Genomic DNA, 18,674 nt, shown 5'->3' on the forward strand with positions numbered 1-18,674 from the left:
GAACGTTTTAAAGAGGAGAATAAAATATGATAATTGTTAGCTTTTGAATTTTATCAAAAAAAAAGCATGAAAAGGAAGTTCTTTTCATGCTTTTTAAAATTATAGATTTTCAGAATTTATCTATCTACTAATGTTAGAGTAACTCTTCTGTTCAGCGGTCTATTTTCTGCTGGAGTATTTGGAACCAAAGGTTCGCTTTCACCTTTCGAAAATAAATGCATGCGATTAGATTCAATTCCTTTATTTTGTAAATAATCTGAAACTGCTTGCGCTCTTTTCATTCCAATTTCAAGATTGCGTGCTTCTGTTCCTATATCACAAGTATATCCTGTAATATTTAGATCTATGTCTTTATTTGATTTTAGAATTTTAGCAATTTCATCCAATCTTGTAGCCAATTGTGGCGTTACATCGGTGTTACCGACTTCTTGGAAAGCAAGCGGTTTTTCAACATATGTGCGCTCAGTTGTGGTAAGTTCCTTTTTAGCTGGTGGAGTTTCAACCACTTTTTGCTGCACAGGCGCTTTTTCTTGAACAGGTGTTTCAGTTTTAGTTACCACTTCTTCTTTTTGTTGTACGGCTACTGGTTCTGGCTTGTTTTTATTTAGCATAAAACCTAATTTCAGTTGAACACCTGCAGAGAAGTAACGGCTTTCTTGAACAATTTTTCTATTGCCACTCGTACCATTTGCTTGAATGTTATCCAATCCGCTCGGGTTGTACGCAACAATGTTAAGATTGGCATTTTCTTTTGCCATTTCTGTCAAACCATAGTCTACATATACACCAGTATAAAGCTGCGTATTTTCTTTTAGTTTGAAAGTAAGACCTGTTTCAACACTTAAAAGAAAAGAAGGATCTAAGCTTACGGTTGCTTTATCTTGCCAATTGGTTACTTTACCAAATCCGTGAGAAGGCAGATCATCAATTAAAAGATTCATATCAGGATAGTAGCCGCTCAATTGCAATTCTGATGCAGAAGCTTTTGCGGTTTGTTTTCCTGGAAACAGAATTTTTCCTCCAAACCCAAAATAAAGTTGAGTTTGAGATGCAATTGATGTTCTGTACTGCATCATAAGCGGAACCGCAACAGAAATGAAATGCTGATCTTCTTTGTAGTTTGTCGGGGTTACTTGATACTCAAATGCAGAAGTTTGGTCATCAACTTCATAAGTCGAAATTGTTGTTCCGTTTTTTAGTTCAAAACTATTCTGATTGTACATTGCATCTATTCCTGTCGAAATTCCCCAGTGGCTGCTGAAGAAATAGGTGTAACCGACACCTATTCCTCCGCCAAATTTGAGTTTGCCATCTCCAAAAGTACTATCATAAAGAATTCCTGATGGACCTCCATTAATCTTGACATTAATTTCCTGCGCTTTTATTGTGACACTACACAGAAGTAGTATGGCTATTGTGGTTTTAATTTTCATTGCTTGTAATTTTAAATTAAATCTCATTTTTATTTCACCAATAAGTTGATTGTTTTTAACTGGCCGTTTGCCAATTTAAGAACGACAACATATAAGGCTGCCTGCGATGGAGCGATGATTTCATTTTTGGCTTTTACATTTGAAATAGTCTGAACTAATTTTCCTGTAATGTCATAAATAACCACCTCAGATCCATTTAATTGAGAATCGCTAAAATCACACTCTAAAGTAAATTCAGCTCCAGGTTTAACTGGGTTTGGATAGATTTTTATCTTTTTGGTAAAAACTGTTCCTGTAGTCTCAATTGGACAAGATTTAATTGAATTTCCGTTTTTGTCTTTTGCAATTACGTAATAGCTTCCGTTTAAAGGTTGAACCTCACTATAATATTGACGAGTTGCACCAGAAACAGCTACTCCGTTTTTATACCATTGCCATGCCACGTAATTGTTCGATTTATTATCAAAGAATAGCACATTTGCCCACTGTTGTGTTACAAGTCCAGAATGGCTAACTCCTATTGGCTTAACAACCGCTGTAGCAGCATTATGATTTTGATCACCGTTTTGTACAGCTGTAATTGTTGAGCTTCCTGATCCAGTGATGTTTAATGTTGATCCAGAAATTGTTCCTAATGCTGCACTTGCAATAGTGTACGAAATTGGCAATCCGCTGTCTGCTGTTGCAGTTAAGGCTACGTTATTAGAATCTATACATCCAAATTCTAAAGTTTGGTCCCAAGTGATTGTTTGGTCCGCTTTAGTAATTTCAAATTCTGCACCAGTAAAAGCAATTGTATAATCTGCACCAGCGCTAATTGATCCTAACTTAATATTATATTTTCCAACATTTTCACCAGCATCTCTAGAAAGCAGACCTGTAATTATTGAAGGTGTATCTCCGTTAGCAAAACCTAGTGGTGTGTAATTAAATGCAGGATCTTCTGTACCGTATACTTTTGTATGTCCTGTTGCTGCAGTTATAGTAAGAGTATATTTTTGAGTCGTGAAACTAACTTCGTTTCCATAATTCACAAAACCATTACTATTTATCGCATAAGTTCTAACGTAATAAGTTCTATTTCCTCTAAGTCCAGATAAAGAATTTGTGAATGTTCCTAATGCGGCAGAAATATTGATTTTAGTATCTGCTGTAGTTGGGTTTGCGTGCTGTGCATATACAAATCCAACTTCTGTTAAACAAGATCCGCTATCTGTATTTATTCCGTTAGAAGATGCACTTCCAGATAGAGAAGCACCACTTGCTGTTATTTGTGAAATAACAGCAGTATTTAAAGTAACAGGATTTGCAGGCTGCAATATTTCTACAGTTAATGAAGCAGTACAAGAATTGTCGTCTGTTACCGTTACAGTATAAGTTCCTGCTGTAAGACCCGTTGCTGTTGCAGCCGTTCCTCCAGATGGAAACCAAGAGTAGGAGTAAGAACCTGTTCCACCAGTTACGTTTACTGTAGCCGAGCCATTATTTCCATTATAACATGAAACTTCTGCAAGAGTCGATGTTAAATTTAAAGCATTTGGTTCTGTAATTACAATTGTATTGGTAACAGAACATGCGTTTTCATCTGTAACGGTTACGGTATAAGTTCCTGCTGTAAGGCCAGTTGCAGTTGCAGCAGTTCCGCCAGAAGGTGCCCATAAATAGCTGTAGTTTCCTGTTCCTCCAGAAGCCACTACAGATGCGGTACCATTATTTCCTCCGTTACAAGATACATTTGTTTGTGTGTTTGTAGCCGAAAGAGCCGTAGGTTCTGTAATTTGTACAGTTTCTGTTATAAAACATCCATTTGCATCGGTTATGGTAACAGAGTAAGTGTTCGGACTTAATCCAGTTGCTGTTGCAGCAGTTCCTCCCGATGGAGACCAAGAGTACGTATAAGTTCCAGTTCCTCCTGAAGCAGTTACAGTTGCTGTTCCGTTATTTGCTTGATTGCATAAAACGTCTGTTTTGTCTATTGTCGCAGTAAGTAAAGCAGGTTCAATAATTGTTACACTTGCTGTTGTCTCACATAAGTTGCTATCTTTTATAAGAACACTATAAGTTCCCGCCGATAGGCCTGTTGCGGTTGCAGCAGTTCCTCCAGAAGGAGACCATTGGTAGCTATAAGTACCAGTTCCTCCTGTAACGCTTACAGTTGCAGATCCGTTTGAACCACCATTACAAGAAACATCTGTTTGAGATACTGATGGAGTAAGTGCGTCAGGTTCTGCTATGGTAAAACTTTGTGTTTTGGAGCATAAATTATCATCTGTAACAGTTACAGTGTAAGTTCCAGCCGAAAGTCCATTTGCAGTTGCTGCAGTTCCTCCAGAAGGAGACCATGCATAGGTATAAGTTCCAGTTCCTCCAGTTACGGTTACAGAAGCAGATCCGTTTGATCCACTGTTGCAGCTAACATTTGTTTGCGATGGAGTTATATTAAGTGCTGAAGGTTCAGTAATTGTAAAGTTTTTCACAATAGAGCATCCGTTTGAAGAAGTAATCGTTACCGAATAGTTTCCTGCGGTAAGATTTACCGCTGTATCAGTAGCGCTGACAGAAGGAGCCCAAACATAAGTAAATGGCCCAGGAGCTCCAGAGGGAACTACGCCAGCAGAACCAGTGTTTCCTCCATTACAAAGTAAATCAGTTTTAAAGGTGCTAGCAACGAGCGTATTAGTTGTACCGATAGTAAAGTTCTTGGTAATAGAACATCCGTTTGCATCTGTAATTATACAGCTGTAATTACCTGCTGCTTTACCTGTAATGATAGGTGCTGTTTCACCTCCTGGTGACCAAAGATAGCTATAACCTGGCGTGCCACCAGCTGGTGACACACCTGCTTGTCCACCTGTTGAACAGGTAGCGTTATTTTGAGAAGTAGTAGCAGTTAATGGAGCAGCTGGCTGAGTAATAATGAATGTTTTTGTTATGAAACAACCATTGTTATCTGTGATGGTACAAGTATAGGTGTTAGCGGCTAATCCAGTTGCTGTTGCAGCAGTTCCTCCAGATGGTGACCATGAATAGCTATAGTTAGGAGATCCGCCAGAGGCAACAACTGTTGCTGTACCTGTTGCAGAACCATTGCACAAAACTTCCGTTTGTGATTGTGTTGCTGTTAGGACTGCTGGTTGGTCGATAGTATAACTTTGTGTAATCTGACAGTTATTAGCGTCTGTAACTGTAACCGTATAGGTACCAGATTGAAGACCAGTTGCTGATGCTGCATTTCCTCCAGTAGGAGACCAAGAGTAAGTATAAGTTCCAGTTCCTCCACTAACAGATGCCGTAGCCGTACCATTCGTCCCTCCATTGCAAGAAACATTAGTTTGGCTTGGAGTTATTGATAGAGCAAGTGGCTGGGATATAGTAAAGTCTCTGTTTGCTGTACAGCCATTAGCATCGGTTACCGTTACTCTATAAGTACCAGCAGAAAGTCCTGATGCGGTAGCAGTTGTTTGGACGGGATTTGTATTCCAAGAGTAAGAATAACTAGGAGTTCCTCCTGATGCTATAACCGTTGCTGTTCCGTTAGCGCCTCCATAACACGAAGTATTGTTTATAGTACCTGCTGTGGTTGTAAGTACCGTTGCGGGCTCTATAAGTGTAAATGATTGAATATCTTGACAATTATTAGCGTCAGTAACAGTTACGACGTAAGTTCCGGCAGCAAGTCCTGTTGCTGTTGCCGCAGTTCCTCCAGAAGGTGCCCAAGAATAAGTGTAGCTTCCTGTTCCTCCTGTTGCAGTAACAGTAGCAGATCCAGTTAGACCGCCACGACAGGCTATATTGGTTTGAGCTGCTGGACTTGCAACTAAAGCCCCTGGTTCTGTAATAGTAAAGGATTGTGTTGCTTGACAACTATTAGCATCAGTAACCGTTACAGTGTAAGTTCCAGCAGTAAGACCTGTTGCTGTTTCAGCAGTTCCTCCTGATGGAGACCATGAATAAGTATAACCTGGTGTTCCTCCTGTTGCACTAACAGTTGCAGATCCTGTGGCATATCCGTTACATAAAATATCGGTCTGTCCAGCTGGAGATGCGCTTAAAGATGTTGCTGGCTGGTTAATCGTAAAGCTTCTAGTTGTTTGACATCCATAAAAATCAGTTACCGTTACCGTATAAGTACCTGCAGCAAGTCCTGTTGCTGTAGCAGTTGTTTGAACAGGAGTAGTATTCCAAGAATAGGTATAACCCGGAGTTCCCCCAGTTGGCGCTACAGTTGCAGTACCATTAGCGCCTCCATTGCAGGATACATCTGTTTTTCCTCCTCCTGTTGCTGCACTTAAAGCTGCTGCAGGCTGATTAATGGTAAAGCTTCTGGTTGCTTGGCATCCATTAGCATCAGTTACCGTTACAGTATAAGTACCTGTAATAAGTCCTACTGCGGTAGCAGTTGTTTGAACAGGAGTTGTATCCCATGAGTACGTATAATTAGGAGTTCCGCCGGTTGGCGCAACAGTCGCAGTACCATTATTACCTCCACGGCAAGATACATCTGTTTTCCCTCCACCAGTTGCGGCGCTTAGTGCTGCTGCAGGCTGATTAATGGTAAAGCTTCTGGTTGCTTGGCATCCATTAGCATCAGTTACCGTTACAGTATAAGTACCAGCAATAAGCCCTATTGCGGTAGCAGTTGTTTGAACAGGAGTTGTATTCCAAGAATAAGTATAAGTAGAAGTTCCTCCAGTTGGCGCAACGGTTGCAGTACCATTACCACCTCCAAAGCAAGAAGCATCTGTTTTGCCTCCTCCAGTTAGTAAACTTAAAGGCGCTGTTGGCTGACCAACCGCAATATTACTTACAACTGCGCTGCAATTGTTCGAGTCTGTAATGGTTACGGAGTATGTACCTGCAGCAAGATTTGTTCTGTCTTGAGTTGTTATTCCGCCTCCCCAGTTATAAGTGTAAGATCCACTGCCACCTGAAGGAGTAAGGTCTATAGATCCATTATTGCCTCCGTTACAAGATACATTAGTAATATTGGTTGTTCCTTGTATAGCTGAATCTTGTCCTATATTAAAGATTTTGGATATCAAAGTTCCTTCGCCATCTGTTATATTAACAGAATAATTAGATGGCGATAAACCTGTTATTGTTGCAGTAGTCGAACCATTAGACCATGCATAAGTATAAGGTGATTTTCCTCCCGCAGGAACTACTGTCGCTGTCCCATTATTGGTACCATTACAAGTATTTGTTTGTGATTGTGTAGCAGATAGAGCTGCATTAGTTGTAAATGAGGCCGTACTTCCGTATCCAATTCCTACTGAATTTTCCGCATATGCTCTATAATATATCGGTATTCCTGGAGGAAGTCCAGTTACATTTACGGTAAAAGCACCAATACCATTAAGTGTAGCCGTTGATAATTTTGTTACTCCACCACCACCTATCACAGGATTTGTCGTTAATGACCAAACGATACCTCTATCTAGAGTACCAGTATCGCCACCATTATTGTTAAAGCCTCCTAATGTAGCAGTTAGTGCTCCAATATTTGTAGCAGGAGTTGTTGTAGTTACTGTTGGAACTGATGTACAAGTTAAATTTGGAGAATAGTTGCTAGGTAAAATTCCTTGGGTAGTACCAGGAGGAGTTGTACTTGCGGATGTGATTGTCCAATTAGAATAATTATTGATACTTGCTCTTAAAGCAGTAGAAGTACCAGTTAAAGTACCTGTATATTTTGCGAAATATTGACTTGGCTCTGTTACACCAGGAAATAAGGCAACACAATTTACTCCGTTAGTTAATCCCGGTGGTATGATACTTTCAGCACCGCCGAGATTTAATAAAACTTCGTCATTATTCCAATGTGTATCAGGGTCATAATTGGAAGAATTAAAATCGCCATGAATACCTGCTAAGAAAGTTATGGTAGTTGGTGAAATTACGGGTCTCATGGTGTTACTAACACTCTGGTATGCAAGCATTTGATCTCCTGAAGATAAGTTAAAACTGTAAACGGGACCTTCTGGATTAATTACAAAATCAGCCACTGATCCGCCTGTTACTGTAAAAATATTGTTTGTTGAAGTTTCTATAAAAGAAATGATTTTTCCACAAGTAACGCCAGCAGGTATTGTCCATTTGATGTGTGGCTCGTTACTGCCTATCCAGCCATTTGCATAGAGCCCTTCTTCAGTGAAGTATATAATTTCTCCTGCTGGTAGATTTTTTAGGGCTATAAAGCTGAAACCATCTAGACCTCCAGTATCAAAGCCGATAAAAGCAATATCACCGGGTCCTAAAGTTTGTCCTTTTATATTTTGATGTAAACCAAAGACGCAAAAGAACGTAAAAAATAAGAGTAATTTTTTTTTCATAACATACAATTTAGTTAATGACATAGATAAGCATTGTCCCAGCCTCCTATATGGTCGGGTTTTGTTAGTGAGGCAAAAGCTTTAATAAAACCGCCATCGTTTAATAACGTTTCAATTTTTCTAAAGCTTATAGTGTTAAAAGAATCCAAATTTAATTGGTATATATAATGATTGAATAGTGTTCTGTTGGTTGTGGTATCAAATCGGATATTACCTCTTGGTCCATCAATATCTAATTTGTACATTTCTTCAATTAAAGAGCTAGTTTTTAAACTGTCAGCATTTAAAAGTATATTCTTTAATATTAATCCATTTTCGTATCCTAAAACTGAAAAGAAAGAAGGAATCTCTTTGTAAACCTCTTTATAAAGTGAAGTGAAATTGGTTGAAGTAGTATCATTTTGCATCCAGCTGCTCACTACATAAAGCTCAGAAGGATTATTTTTATACTCCTCCAAAATTTTATCGTTAATAAAAAAAGGAGTTACATAAAAAGGATACTTTTGAGTAAGTTTATTTTGTTTCAGAAAAGTAGCATTCTCTTCAGCATATAAACCACTATAAAACGCAAAAACAGCATTGGGTTGCTGTGTATTTATAGTGTGATCCATATGTAATGCTTCATTTTCTCTTGGCATAAAAGGAGTAATATAATGTCCCGTAAATTGATTTTTTTCTTTAAATGCATATTCTAATGCAGCAAGCAAACCATATCCTGAATCATAAAATGAAGTAGAAGAGGCTATTTGATATTTTTTAGCGGTAAAGTATTGTCCTAAATAATAGCAAGAATCTGTTAGTCCTAATGAATTTATAAATATACCTTCATATTCAGATGTTCGATAAGGAGTTGTTGCTCCTAAATCTGCGGCCAAAAATAAGATATCATTATTAGAAGCATAATTATAAACCTCAGACATGTTGCAATGTCCCATAAAACCAATTATAATTGATACATCTTCTTGAAAGTTAAGTTTCTGAATTTTGTCAATTATTAGTTTTTCATCAGCGCCAACACCAATACTCTCTACAAAAAATTTTACATTTAAATTATTGAGTTTTAAACCCCTTATAAAATCTTTATCTAATGAAGGATACTGTTGCGACTTTGGAATTAAAATACCTATCTTAATGTCGTTATCCATAAAATGAGATTAAAAAAATAGAGGCATTTTTTGCCTCTATTTTGAATTATTAGTTTCTAGATGGAAAAAGCCCAGATAATGCAATACACATATTGACAGCAAGATATGGACTGTGTAAATCAAAAGGTTGAGTGCCTCCAGCTATACTTGTGCTTCCTCCTAAAGTTGCAGTTGCAGAAATACCGCCTATTTTAGCAGTTCCAGTTCCTGGTTCACTGTAGATATTTGGTGTTGAACCACCTGAAGATAAAGAGTTGTTTCCATTATCAGTGTCGTTAGAAATCGTTCCTCCAGTTGCAGAATTAGTTGTTAAAGCTAATGAAACAGTACCAGTTGTAAGGCTATGTACGTGGGCAGGCATGTTTGGCGTTAATAAAGTCATCGTTTCGCTACCTGCTTTTTGTCCTATTACAAAATTGCTTAAACCTGGTCCTTGACCAAAATGAATAGGAGTTCTTCCTCTTAGATCAGGTAAACCAAATGTGGTGACACCATCACCGCCATAAATTGTGCCAAGCAATGAAAATAAAGCTGAATTCTGAGTGATTGCTACCAGCTGGCCATTACAAGCAGCCCAGCCTCTAGGTGGGTAATTAAATGCGAAACTCAAAATTGTTCCCATGTATACTTCCATCATAATTTTTAAGATTTAATAGTTAATGTTAGTTTTCGTAGTATTTTACTACAATGCTAAATTACTTTATAACTAAATTCTGGGTACACGGGTTTTTACCTGTTTTTAGTAAAATGCTATTATTTAACATATTACTATAAAAAGATAGAAAAAATTGCAAATTGTATGGCATAAAAAAAGGCGGTAATCAATTACCGCCTTTTTTGTCTTAAATCTAACTGGAGAAAGTTAATCCTTTATTTTTAAAACTGATATAAAGTTCCTGTCGCGCCGAACTTATCGTTTCTTCCGTTCGATAAATACTGCACCAAAACTTGATTAGAAGTTTATATTTACCATCAGAAATTGAGCTGTAATATATTTGTGATGGTTTTGAATTGTTTACTAATGGAAGATTAGCAAGCGTTTCATTTACTACAGTATTAATTTCTTCTGGAATTGTTTCTCCATTAATTTCAAAAGTGATTTCAACCAATTTAAAATTGTCAGTGTACGTCCAGTTAGTGATATTTTGAGATAACAAGTTACCATTCGGAATAATAATTTCAGCGCCGTTTGGAGCATTAATTTTAGTGGTACGAAGACCCATAGACTTTATTCGACCAGATTCTGAACTAATTTCTACAACGTCTCCAACCTGAATTGGCTTATCAAAAATCAAAATAATTCCCGAAACAAAATTATTCACCACATTCTGAAGCCCAAGTCCGACACCGACACCTAAAGCTCCCAAAAGAATACTCAATTTGTCTAATGGCATTCCAGAAGCTGCAACTGCAAGCAGATAACCGCTTATTAAAACAACCAATCGCGTAATAAGCAATTTGGAATGCTGTCTTTTATTGATGTTCTCTTCGTTTTCATCGTCAATTTCGCCAAAGAAATAAGCAACATATTTCTGTAGTAAGTGCGCCGCCCAAATAATAATAAAGAATAAAACAACATTGCCTAAAGTAAACGTAATGCTTCCAATGGTATTTGGATGGCTTAATAACTTCGCTAAAGCACCGCGAAGTGATTCCCAGATGTTCAAATTTGAAGCAATTACAATCAGCCACATATAGCTAATGGCAATAATAAATGGCTTTTTCAAAGTGTCTGATAAACTTTCGTAATCAAACATTTTTTCAATTCCTCTTTTTACTCTAGTCGTATAGATTTGAAGCAAAATAATTTCCAAAATAATCTTCAAAAGCACACTTAAAGCAACAATTTGAGTAAGCGATATAAAAGCTGTAATGCTTAACATATTAGAGAGAGAAACTCTTCCGAATAAATTGTAAAGAATAGACAAGACATTCAAGCTAATAAAAATGATACTTGCCCATTTAAAAAAGCCTTTTATATAAAGTTCTTCTTTAAGTGTTTTAATCTGAACCAAACCGTAACGAATGCCTAAAATATTAATCGCTACAAAAGCAAATCGCTGCAATAATCCGATTGTAATAAACAAGTCTAGGAAACAAAGAGCAAAGAACAATCCTAACAAGAAAAGCCAATTTCTCATGGCAACTCCAGACCATTGATTTTTGAAAAGGAAGATTAAAACCCCAAGCAAGAAAAGCTGAATTAATTCTAAAAATAGGGCAGGAGCGTATAAATTGGTCACTACAGCAATGTTTAGTGCAATGACTAAAACAGGCAATAAAACACCTCGATTTAAATATTTAAAGTTTAAAAGCTGTAGGTTTTCAGCATAACCGTTTGTATTAAGGTATTTGATATTTCGAGAAATATACCAAAATAAAAGACCCATAAAGAAAAATAGCGTAATAAGTCCCCCTGCTTTGTAACCTAAGTAATAAGCGGCAACATTTTCTTCAATTATGATTTTTGCTTTTATATTGTGTGTTACTTTTTTCTTTGCTGCAGAATCGTTAATCTGCCATAAAGAAGGATATTCTTTATTGAAAATACTGATTCCAGATTTCTCCAGTTTTCCTTCAACGGCCACCAAAGCATTAGAAACAGAAATTTTTCGCTGTACGGTAAGTCGTTTTTTATTGTTTAAAGTAGTCTGGTTACTCGTCATTAAACTATCAGTGGCAAGATATCTTTTTCTAAGACTTCCGAATTCCTTCTGAAACTGTTTGCGACGAATAGTATCTTTTAATAAACTAATTAAAGTTTTGTCTTTACGAAGATCAATTACACGTTTTTTGATGTTCTCAAGATCCAGATTTTTAGCATTAATTGCTTTGTTCTGCTCTTCTAATTCTTGTTGGATTTCTTGTAGAACCAGTCGGTACATCTGTTGGTTGCGCACATTCGGATTTGCTCCTTTTAAACTAGCTAAGATTAAATCCAGCTTGCTTTCTGTACGTTTCATATCGCCAAAAAGATGACGTGTATCGCCTGCAAAATCAATATCATTGTAGGCAGATTCTAATACTTCGCTGGCTTTTTCAATGGCCATTAAATAATCGCTGTCTGTGGCTGTAGAGTCGTTAAATAGTCTTCCGCGGCTTTCTTTTTTAACGGTTTGTTGCTGTTGCGCGTAGTTAAACTGCGAAAATAATAGAAGTAAAAATAGAGCGGAAAAATAAAAAGTCTTTTTGCTAATAATCATAATTTATGGGCTTATTTAGGGAGCTCAAATGTAATTTTTTTTGCAAGACTTTCAGTTAAGAAAAATGAAATTTAAATAAACAAGCCGATTTCATTTTGTGATGCTATTCTAGGTTTCGCGAAGCAATTTCCTCTTGAATTTCTTTAAGAAAATTAGAATTGACAATAAGAAAAGCCATAGATAAAGGAAAGACCATTAAAGAGAGAAATCCTTTTTTGAGGAAAATAAATACAATAAGGAGAAGTAATAAGATGGCAATTAGAATCAAAAGCTTAATGGTTGTTTTAATTTTTTTTTGCGTTTTTAATAACTCTTCGACAGTCATTTCGCTTGGTTTCTTTGCTTTCATTTTATATTTTTACTTAGAATTAAAGCAAATTTTAAGTAAAAAACGTTCGAAAACAATAGGTCAATTTTTTTTGACTACCCACAATAATTATGGAAGAAATAGAAACTTGTCCAGCACAAAGACTCCTAAAAATGCTATCGGGCAAATGGAAGGCAGAAATTTTTCGTTTGGCTACAGAATCGCCTTTACGTTTTAATAATTTGCTTCGCCAAATTCAGGGCTCAAATAAGCAATCTTTGGCTACAGCTTTAAAGGAATTGGAAGAAGAAGGTTTACTAGAAAAGATAACTATTAAACTGAAACCTCTTCATATCGAGTATAATTTAACAGAAAAAGGAAAAGCTTTAATTCCTGTTTTTCAGCAATTGGAAGGGTTGGCATAAATTTTTAGTTTTTGCTTTAAAAGTAGAAAGATCCTCAAATACTATTCAGTGCTACCATAGCCACAAAAGTTCTCTGAGAATCATCTCCTACATCCAAAAAATAAAAACGTCAGCTAAAAAAAGCAAGACTGATTAGTCAATAAAGCTGAATTTATCTTCAAAAACTTGTCCAACTAACGGAATTGGTTTCTTTTGTTCGTTAGCCGCATTTATGATTCCGAAAATCCATAAAATAAAAATAACGTATCCGATATAGCTTAAAAAGTAAAGCGCTGGAACGATCGTTACAATAATAGACAAAGCAACATTTACGACTAAAGAAACCAGAAAAATTCCGAATCCTTGTTTTAAATGGTATCTCACCAAATCACTTTTAGGTGTTAAATCTTTACTTTTAACAAAAGCTATAATCCAACCAATAATAGTGACATAGCTAAGAATAGAAAGGGTTTTATTATTCATAGTTTAAGTTATTTATTGGGTCAAAGATAGAAACTTGGAATAGGGCCTGAAATAGTTACTTTGTCTACTGTGCTTTTTGGTTGGTATTGGTTGTATTTAAATCGGTAAGAGGTAAAATGTGTTTTTTAAAAGATTAAATTTCCTCTTTCATTAATTTGAAAAATTGCTCCTTTTTTCCTCGCGAAATGGGCACAACCGATTTGTCATTCATGTGAACCATTCCTTCGCGAGAATAGCTTATAATGGAATTTACATTGATCAAATGCGACTGATGAACGCGAAAAAACATTGGCGGTTCCAGTAAACCTTCATAATTTTTTAAAGGTTTAGAAACCATAATTTTTCGGCCATCAGTCAAAAAGAAAGTGGTGTAAGAACCAGAAGTTTCACATCTTATAATTTGCTCTAATTTAACTACATACATAGCTTCTTGAGTGGGTAATATAATACGATCGGGAGTTTTAGAAAGGTTATTTTGCAATTCGCTTAATTGCTGTTTTTCTAAAACTCTTTCTTTTAGAAGCGAAATCCTTTCAATTGCAGTTCTAAGTTCGTCTGGATCAATTGGTTTTAGCAGATAATCTATTGCGCTGTATTTGAAAGCATTAATGGCGTGCTGTTCGTAAGCAGTTGTAAAAATAAGATGAAAAGAGTTGAAGGAAATTTGTTTTAGAACATCAAATCCAGTTCCGTTTTGAAGCATAATATCCATAAAAACCAAATCGGGCTGCATACGGTCAATTAATTTTACAGCTTCTTCGACACTTTCCGCGTAAGCGATAATCTGAATTTCTTCTGGGGCAACCATTTCCAACATGATGGATAAAGCTTCGCGAATGCGTTGTTCGTCTTCTATAATGATAGTTTTGTACATTTTTACAATATTGGAATATTAATAATAACAATGCAGCCCGTTTCTCCGTTGTCTGCATTGCGCTCTAAAACCTGAAAACCAGCATGCGGATGATCTTTTTGCATTTTTGCTAATCTTTCGTCAGTAATTGTGGTAGAAAGAGATTTATGATTTTCTTTTGTTTTCAAATTTCTCGAAGCTGTAAGTCCGATTCCGTTGTCTTTTATGGTGCAGATTAGATTTTTTTGTTCTGTCTGCTGTGAGAAATTAATCTGCAATTGACCTTTTTCTTCTTTTGGTTTTGGTTTTAATCCGTGTTCAACAGCATTTTCAATAAAAGGCTGAATTAAAAGTGGTGGAATAAGAATATCCTCTTCAACCGATTCGTCGCAAACAATCGCATATTCAAAACTATTATTCAGACGCAATTGCTGCAATTCGATATAATTTTTTAAAGTACCAATTTCTTCTTCTAACGAAATGGTTTCCTTTCTTGATTGTTCTAGAATCTGGCGTGTGAGTTTGGCAAATTTATTTAAATAAGAAACCGCCGGAATCGTATCTTTCTGCAAAATCATACTCTGAATATTTCCCAAAGCATTAAAAATAAAATGCGGATCCATTTGAGAGCGCAATAATCTTCTTTCTAACGAAAGTCTGGTTGCAAGGTTTTCAATGGTTTCTTTTTCCATTAATTGCAGCTTCAATTCACTATTGGTTTGTTCTTGTTTTAAAATTTCCTCACGCTTTAAATAATAACGCTGCCTGAAATAGTACGAACGAAACATAAAAACAAGTCCAAGCAAAAGAACGCCGGCAATTCCGTAGCCTAAAAGTTTATTTTGCTGCTCCAATTCATTTTCCAATTCAAGCTGTTTTATACGCTCCATTTTTTTGGAAGACTCAAATCGGGCATCTGCATTTTGCAAAAGCTTCTGAGTGGTTTCATTATATTTTAACTGATTGTATTTCGTAAACAAGGTATCGTATGCATAATAGGCTTCAAAATCATGACGTTTTGCCGAAACTTCTTTTAAGCAATTATAAAAAGTAGCCAATAAATAATTATCGGTATAAGGTAGGCTAAGCTGGTATTTTATTCCTTCAATAAAAAGCATTTCGGCTTTTACATAATTTCCTTTTTCGGTATAATAAAAACCTTGAAGGCCTATGGCGCTTCTGTAAATGATTTTAATATTGTATTTTTTGGCAATTGCAGTAGCTTTTTCGAGGTTGTCAAACAAGGCAGTTTCATTAATTGGTTTCGGACCTTTAGAATAAAGATCTGCCAGATTGATGTAAGCAATTCCGATATTGCTTTTGCTAATGATATCAAAAGATTCTTTTTCGGCAAGTGCCACTGTAGTTTTCAAAAAATCCAAAGTCTTTTGCCAATCTTTCTCCGTTCCAGATTCGAGTTTATCGGTCAAATATCCTCCGTAAGCCAATCTTGCATACAGTTTGCTTTCTGGATCTTTTGCTTTATAAGCATGTTCAAGAGCCTCTTGCGCATATTTATGAACCTTTTCTGGCGATGCTGGAGAAAATAGATACGATATATCGGACGCGATTTTAGCGCATTGATCATGAGCATTTATTTTTGAGAAAAGCGTATACGAATGCAATAAATGATCGATGGCCTGAGGTTTGTCATCTATATAAGACTTTAAATTTCCCATTGCTAGCGAAGCAAAAGCTTTAACTCTTATTTTGTTGCTTTTTTGAGCTAAAATATAAGCAGTGTCTGCATAACGAGTAAATTCTTTTAAATGCAATAAACGTCTTTGTGTAAGAGCGAGATACGAATAACAAATAACTTCATCGTCGATATTCTTTTTTTTCTTGGCTAAAGTAAGAGCTTGCTGCTGAATTTTTTTACTGGCAGATGAATCAGAAAAACGTTTGGAATAGCCATAGGATGCAATCTTTTCGACAGCCGAAATTTGTGCATTTAAAGTGGTGATGAAAAACAAAATTAGAAACGAGAACAACCATTTCGTTTTCCTGTTTTTGATCTGATTTAAAGTAGTTTTTTCGTGCATATATTGTGGTAATTAAGGCCAAAGTACAAATTGAAAATAGACTGACCAAAAAAATCACTCCTCAAATTTGACAAGAAAATCCCTTGCAAAGTCTCTGTGTAGAAGTGGTTAAAGAGCGTATTTTCTCGATACTGGTATAGAATTACCAAATAAAAATCTAAAGCATCCATTTGCCAATTTCGAATTGTGGCAAGTTGATCTTCGTAGTAATCTTGCTGTTATAAATTATTTTTAAAACTATAAAATTATGAATAAGAATTTTTTTACATTATTAGTAGTAGCTTGCCTTTTTATGTCATCATTAAGTTATGGGCAAGAAGATAGACGCATTAAAATAGAAATCGCTTTGAAAGATGGTAACAAAACGACAAAAGCGGTATTGCGATCTGCTACATTTTCTTTTACCAAATCTACCGTTAGTGGAACAGAATCGGAGGTAAAAAACAATTATTATTTTTCTCTTGATTTTGAAAAACAAGATATTGCCTTACTGGCAGTTTTAATGAAAAATAAAGCTGGAGTCGATGGTCAGATTACCATGACCGATATATTTGGAAAGCTACCTACGAGAAAATTTGATTTCACAAAAGGAAGAGTAGATTCTTTAAGCGATCAATTAACTGCCGATTATACCAGTGCTTACATCTCACTTCTTTGTGATTCTCTGATTATTGATGGCGTTAAAATTGAGTAGAGAAATGAATCAACTTAAGAAATTCACAAAAGAAGGAAATCTGTATGTCATGAAAAGGCAATACGGCTTTGGACTAATTGTGGTACTCGGAATGATTGCTTTTACTATTGGAGGCATTTATTATAAAAATAATGCAGTAATTGGCATTTTTGGAGTCTTGGCTGTTTTATGTTTTATTTCGATTTGGCAGGAAGGATTTAGTATTGATCTCGACAGAAAGGAGTTTAGAATAAAAAACGGATTGGTTAATAAACCCGTTCTGATTCCGATTGCTGATTTTCTCAATTTTGAAGTGGTCAAAGTCAGACATAATTTTATCACAACAAACGTTTGCTTAAATCTTTATTACAGAAAAGATAACAAGGAGAAATGCACTGGAATTGCACAAGGTTTTACAGCTAGATCCATGCAGAATTTGATTAATGAAATTAATGAAATTTTAGATGAACATTCGAGAAAGATATAACATCGAAGAAACGCTGTATTCTTTTTCATTTAATCCACAAAAACCATCAGTAAATCAATCATGGTGGTTTTTGGCTGGAATAACGGCAGGAGTAATAGCTTTACTATTGTTTTTTAATGATCTAGGAGAAGAAATGCGTTGGGTGATTGGTATATTTCTAGTATACTTTTTGATTCATTTTTTATATGATATTCAAATAGCTTCTAAAATTCGGTTTACGTTTGATGCTCGTAATAATGCCGTTTATAAAACAAGTCCGTTAATTTCAAAAAAGAAAATAATGAATCTGGATGAAGCCATAATTTTTGTTCAATCAGAAATGGGAAGCTGGCATTATGCTTTAGGAGCAAAGAAAAGCCAGTTTATTAAGAGTTATAGAATTAGTGAAGGATTTAGTTCAGGGAGAAAAAGCGACGAAAGGCAAGATGCGTACGAGAATCTGATTTTAGTAAAAATCGGTAAGCTTCAAGAAAATGTAAATTCCAATCGCAATAATTAATTAGATAAGACGTGACTTTTTTTTCACGCAGACTAAAAGGTTAGGGCAGATGCCAATGCTGCAGACGAAAAATATCTATTAAATTATCTCTAGTGAGAGCTAGAGATAATTCAATAGATACTTTAGATTTTCTTTTTTATAATACTGTAAATAAATTAAATAGATTGTTTCAATTGTTTTTGTTTATCAAAATAATTTCATCTCCAGCAATAGCAAAAACGGTATGTTCGGGTTCAGGTTTCATGATAAATTTTCCAGTAAATTCTCCAAAAGCAGGCAGTATCATTTGATTGCTTTTTTGAAAAAAACAACGTAGTTTCAAGCTTTGAAGCCCCAATCCGCGGAGGATTATTCCAGGATGTATATGTCCTGAGAAATTGAAAAAATTTTCTTTTTCTTTAGGATGATGGGTGAAGAGAAAATGATCAATCTCTAGTGAATCAATGACAAGGATTCCAATTTGGTAATAATGTTTTTGGTCTATTATATCATGATTTCCTGCAATCAAATAAGTTTCTTGATTATGATTGGAAATCCATTCTTCAAATAAATCCCATTCAGCATTTTTGGCGCTGTGAAATAGATCTCCCAAAAAAATGATTTTTTCAGGTTGAAAATAATCCAAAACTTCTGTGATTTTTCTAAAATTTTCAGAAATGGCGTCTTGTGGAATGGCAATTCCGTGTTTTCTAAAATGCGTTACTTTACCCAAATGCACATCAGAAATAATGACCATTTTTTGCTTTTCCCAAAAAACAGCTCCGCTTGAATGAAGTATAAAGTTTTCGTTTTGTATTTGAATATTCATAAAGA

At 35.6% G+C, this 18,674-nt stretch carries 14 protein-coding genes; 4 read left to right on the plus strand and 10 right to left on the minus strand.

Features of this window, described 5'->3' with window-relative positions:
- Window positions 1–116: 116 nt before the first annotated feature.
- The 6 genes from AC3Y25_RS21005 to AC3Y25_RS21030 form a co-directional block, all read right to left on the minus strand.
- A complete protein-coding gene (locus tag AC3Y25_RS21005; protein WP_489904083.1) occupies window positions 117–1,433 on the minus strand; it encodes an OmpA family protein in 1,317 nt (438 codons plus the stop codon).
- Window positions 1,434–1,462: 29 nt separating this feature from the next.
- On the minus strand, window positions 1,463–7,765 hold the full coding sequence (locus tag AC3Y25_RS21010; RefSeq protein WP_489904084.1) for an MBG domain-containing protein: 6,303 nt from the start codon (window positions 7,763–7,765) through the stop codon (window positions 1,463–1,465).
- A 14-nt stretch (window positions 7,766–7,779) separates the two neighbouring features.
- On the minus strand, window positions 7,780–8,910 hold the full coding sequence (locus AC3Y25_RS21015; protein ID WP_489904085.1) for an ABC transporter substrate-binding protein: 1,131 nt from the start codon (window positions 8,908–8,910) through the stop codon (window positions 7,780–7,782).
- A gap of 49 nt (window positions 8,911–8,959) precedes the next feature.
- A complete protein-coding gene (locus tag AC3Y25_RS21020; RefSeq protein ID WP_489904086.1) occupies window positions 8,960–9,547 on the minus strand; it encodes a phage tail protein in 588 nt (195 codons plus the stop codon).
- Between the two features lie 211 nt (window positions 9,548–9,758).
- A complete protein-coding gene (locus AC3Y25_RS21025) occupies window positions 9,759–12,113 on the minus strand; it encodes a mechanosensitive ion channel family protein (RefSeq protein ID WP_489904087.1) in 2,355 nt (784 codons plus the stop codon).
- 103 nt (window positions 12,114–12,216) lie between these two features.
- On the minus strand, window positions 12,217–12,462 hold the full coding sequence (locus AC3Y25_RS21030) for a hypothetical protein (protein ID WP_489904088.1): 246 nt from the start codon (window positions 12,460–12,462) through the stop codon (window positions 12,217–12,219).
- 89 nt (window positions 12,463–12,551) lie between these two features.
- On the opposite strand from AC3Y25_RS21030, the gene AC3Y25_RS21035 reads away from it, so the two are divergent.
- Window positions 12,552–12,845, plus strand: a complete 294-nt coding sequence (locus AC3Y25_RS21035; protein WP_250837557.1) for a winged helix-turn-helix transcriptional regulator — start codon at window positions 12,552–12,554, stop codon at window positions 12,843–12,845.
- Between the two features lie 132 nt (window positions 12,846–12,977).
- On the opposite strand, the gene AC3Y25_RS21040 is transcribed toward AC3Y25_RS21035, so the two are convergent.
- The 3 genes from AC3Y25_RS21040 to AC3Y25_RS21050 all read right to left on the minus strand — a co-directional run bounded on the left by AC3Y25_RS21040 (window position 12,978) and on the right by AC3Y25_RS21050 (window position 16,202).
- A complete protein-coding gene (locus AC3Y25_RS21040) occupies window positions 12,978–13,307 on the minus strand; it encodes a DUF4870 domain-containing protein (RefSeq protein ID WP_095930035.1) in 330 nt (109 codons plus the stop codon).
- A gap of 133 nt (window positions 13,308–13,440) precedes the next feature.
- Window positions 13,441–14,181 (minus strand): LytR/AlgR family response regulator transcription factor, encoded by a 741-nt coding sequence (locus tag AC3Y25_RS21045; protein WP_489904089.1) that lies wholly within the window; start codon window positions 14,179–14,181, stop codon window positions 13,441–13,443.
- Window positions 14,182–14,183: 2 nt separating this feature from the next.
- Entirely contained in the window at window positions 14,184–16,202 is a 2,019-nt protein-coding gene (locus tag AC3Y25_RS21050) for a sensor histidine kinase (RefSeq protein ID WP_489904090.1), read from the minus strand.
- A gap of 247 nt (window positions 16,203–16,449) precedes the next feature.
- Here AC3Y25_RS21050 and AC3Y25_RS21055 point away from each other — a divergent pair, with 247 nt between their 5' ends.
- Genes AC3Y25_RS21055 through AC3Y25_RS21065 form a run of 3 tightly spaced genes read left to right on the plus strand, consistent with a single transcriptional unit; the run spans window position 16,450 to window position 17,861 of the window.
- A complete protein-coding gene (locus tag AC3Y25_RS21055; RefSeq protein ID WP_489904091.1) occupies window positions 16,450–16,896 on the plus strand; it encodes a hypothetical protein in 447 nt (148 codons plus the stop codon).
- 4 nt (window positions 16,897–16,900) lie between these two features.
- Window positions 16,901–17,362: a hypothetical protein gene (locus AC3Y25_RS21060; RefSeq protein WP_250837554.1), complete on the plus strand. Its 462-nt coding sequence runs from the start codon at window positions 16,901–16,903 to the stop codon at window positions 17,360–17,362.
- Window positions 17,340–17,861, plus strand: coding sequence for a hypothetical protein (locus AC3Y25_RS21065; protein ID WP_489904092.1), 522 nt, complete (start codon window positions 17,340–17,342; stop codon window positions 17,859–17,861). Before AC3Y25_RS21060 ends, AC3Y25_RS21065 begins: the two co-directional genes overlap by 23 nt.
- A gap of 169 nt (window positions 17,862–18,030) precedes the next feature.
- On the opposite strand, the gene pdeM is transcribed toward AC3Y25_RS21065, so the two are convergent.
- Window positions 18,031–18,669: a ligase-associated DNA damage response endonuclease PdeM gene (gene pdeM, locus AC3Y25_RS21070; protein ID WP_489904093.1), complete on the minus strand. Its 639-nt coding sequence runs from the start codon at window positions 18,667–18,669 to the stop codon at window positions 18,031–18,033.
- Window positions 18,670–18,674: the final 5 nt, after the last annotated feature.

The sequence above is a fragment of the Flavobacterium sp. LK-23 genome (genome assembly GCF_058135255.1).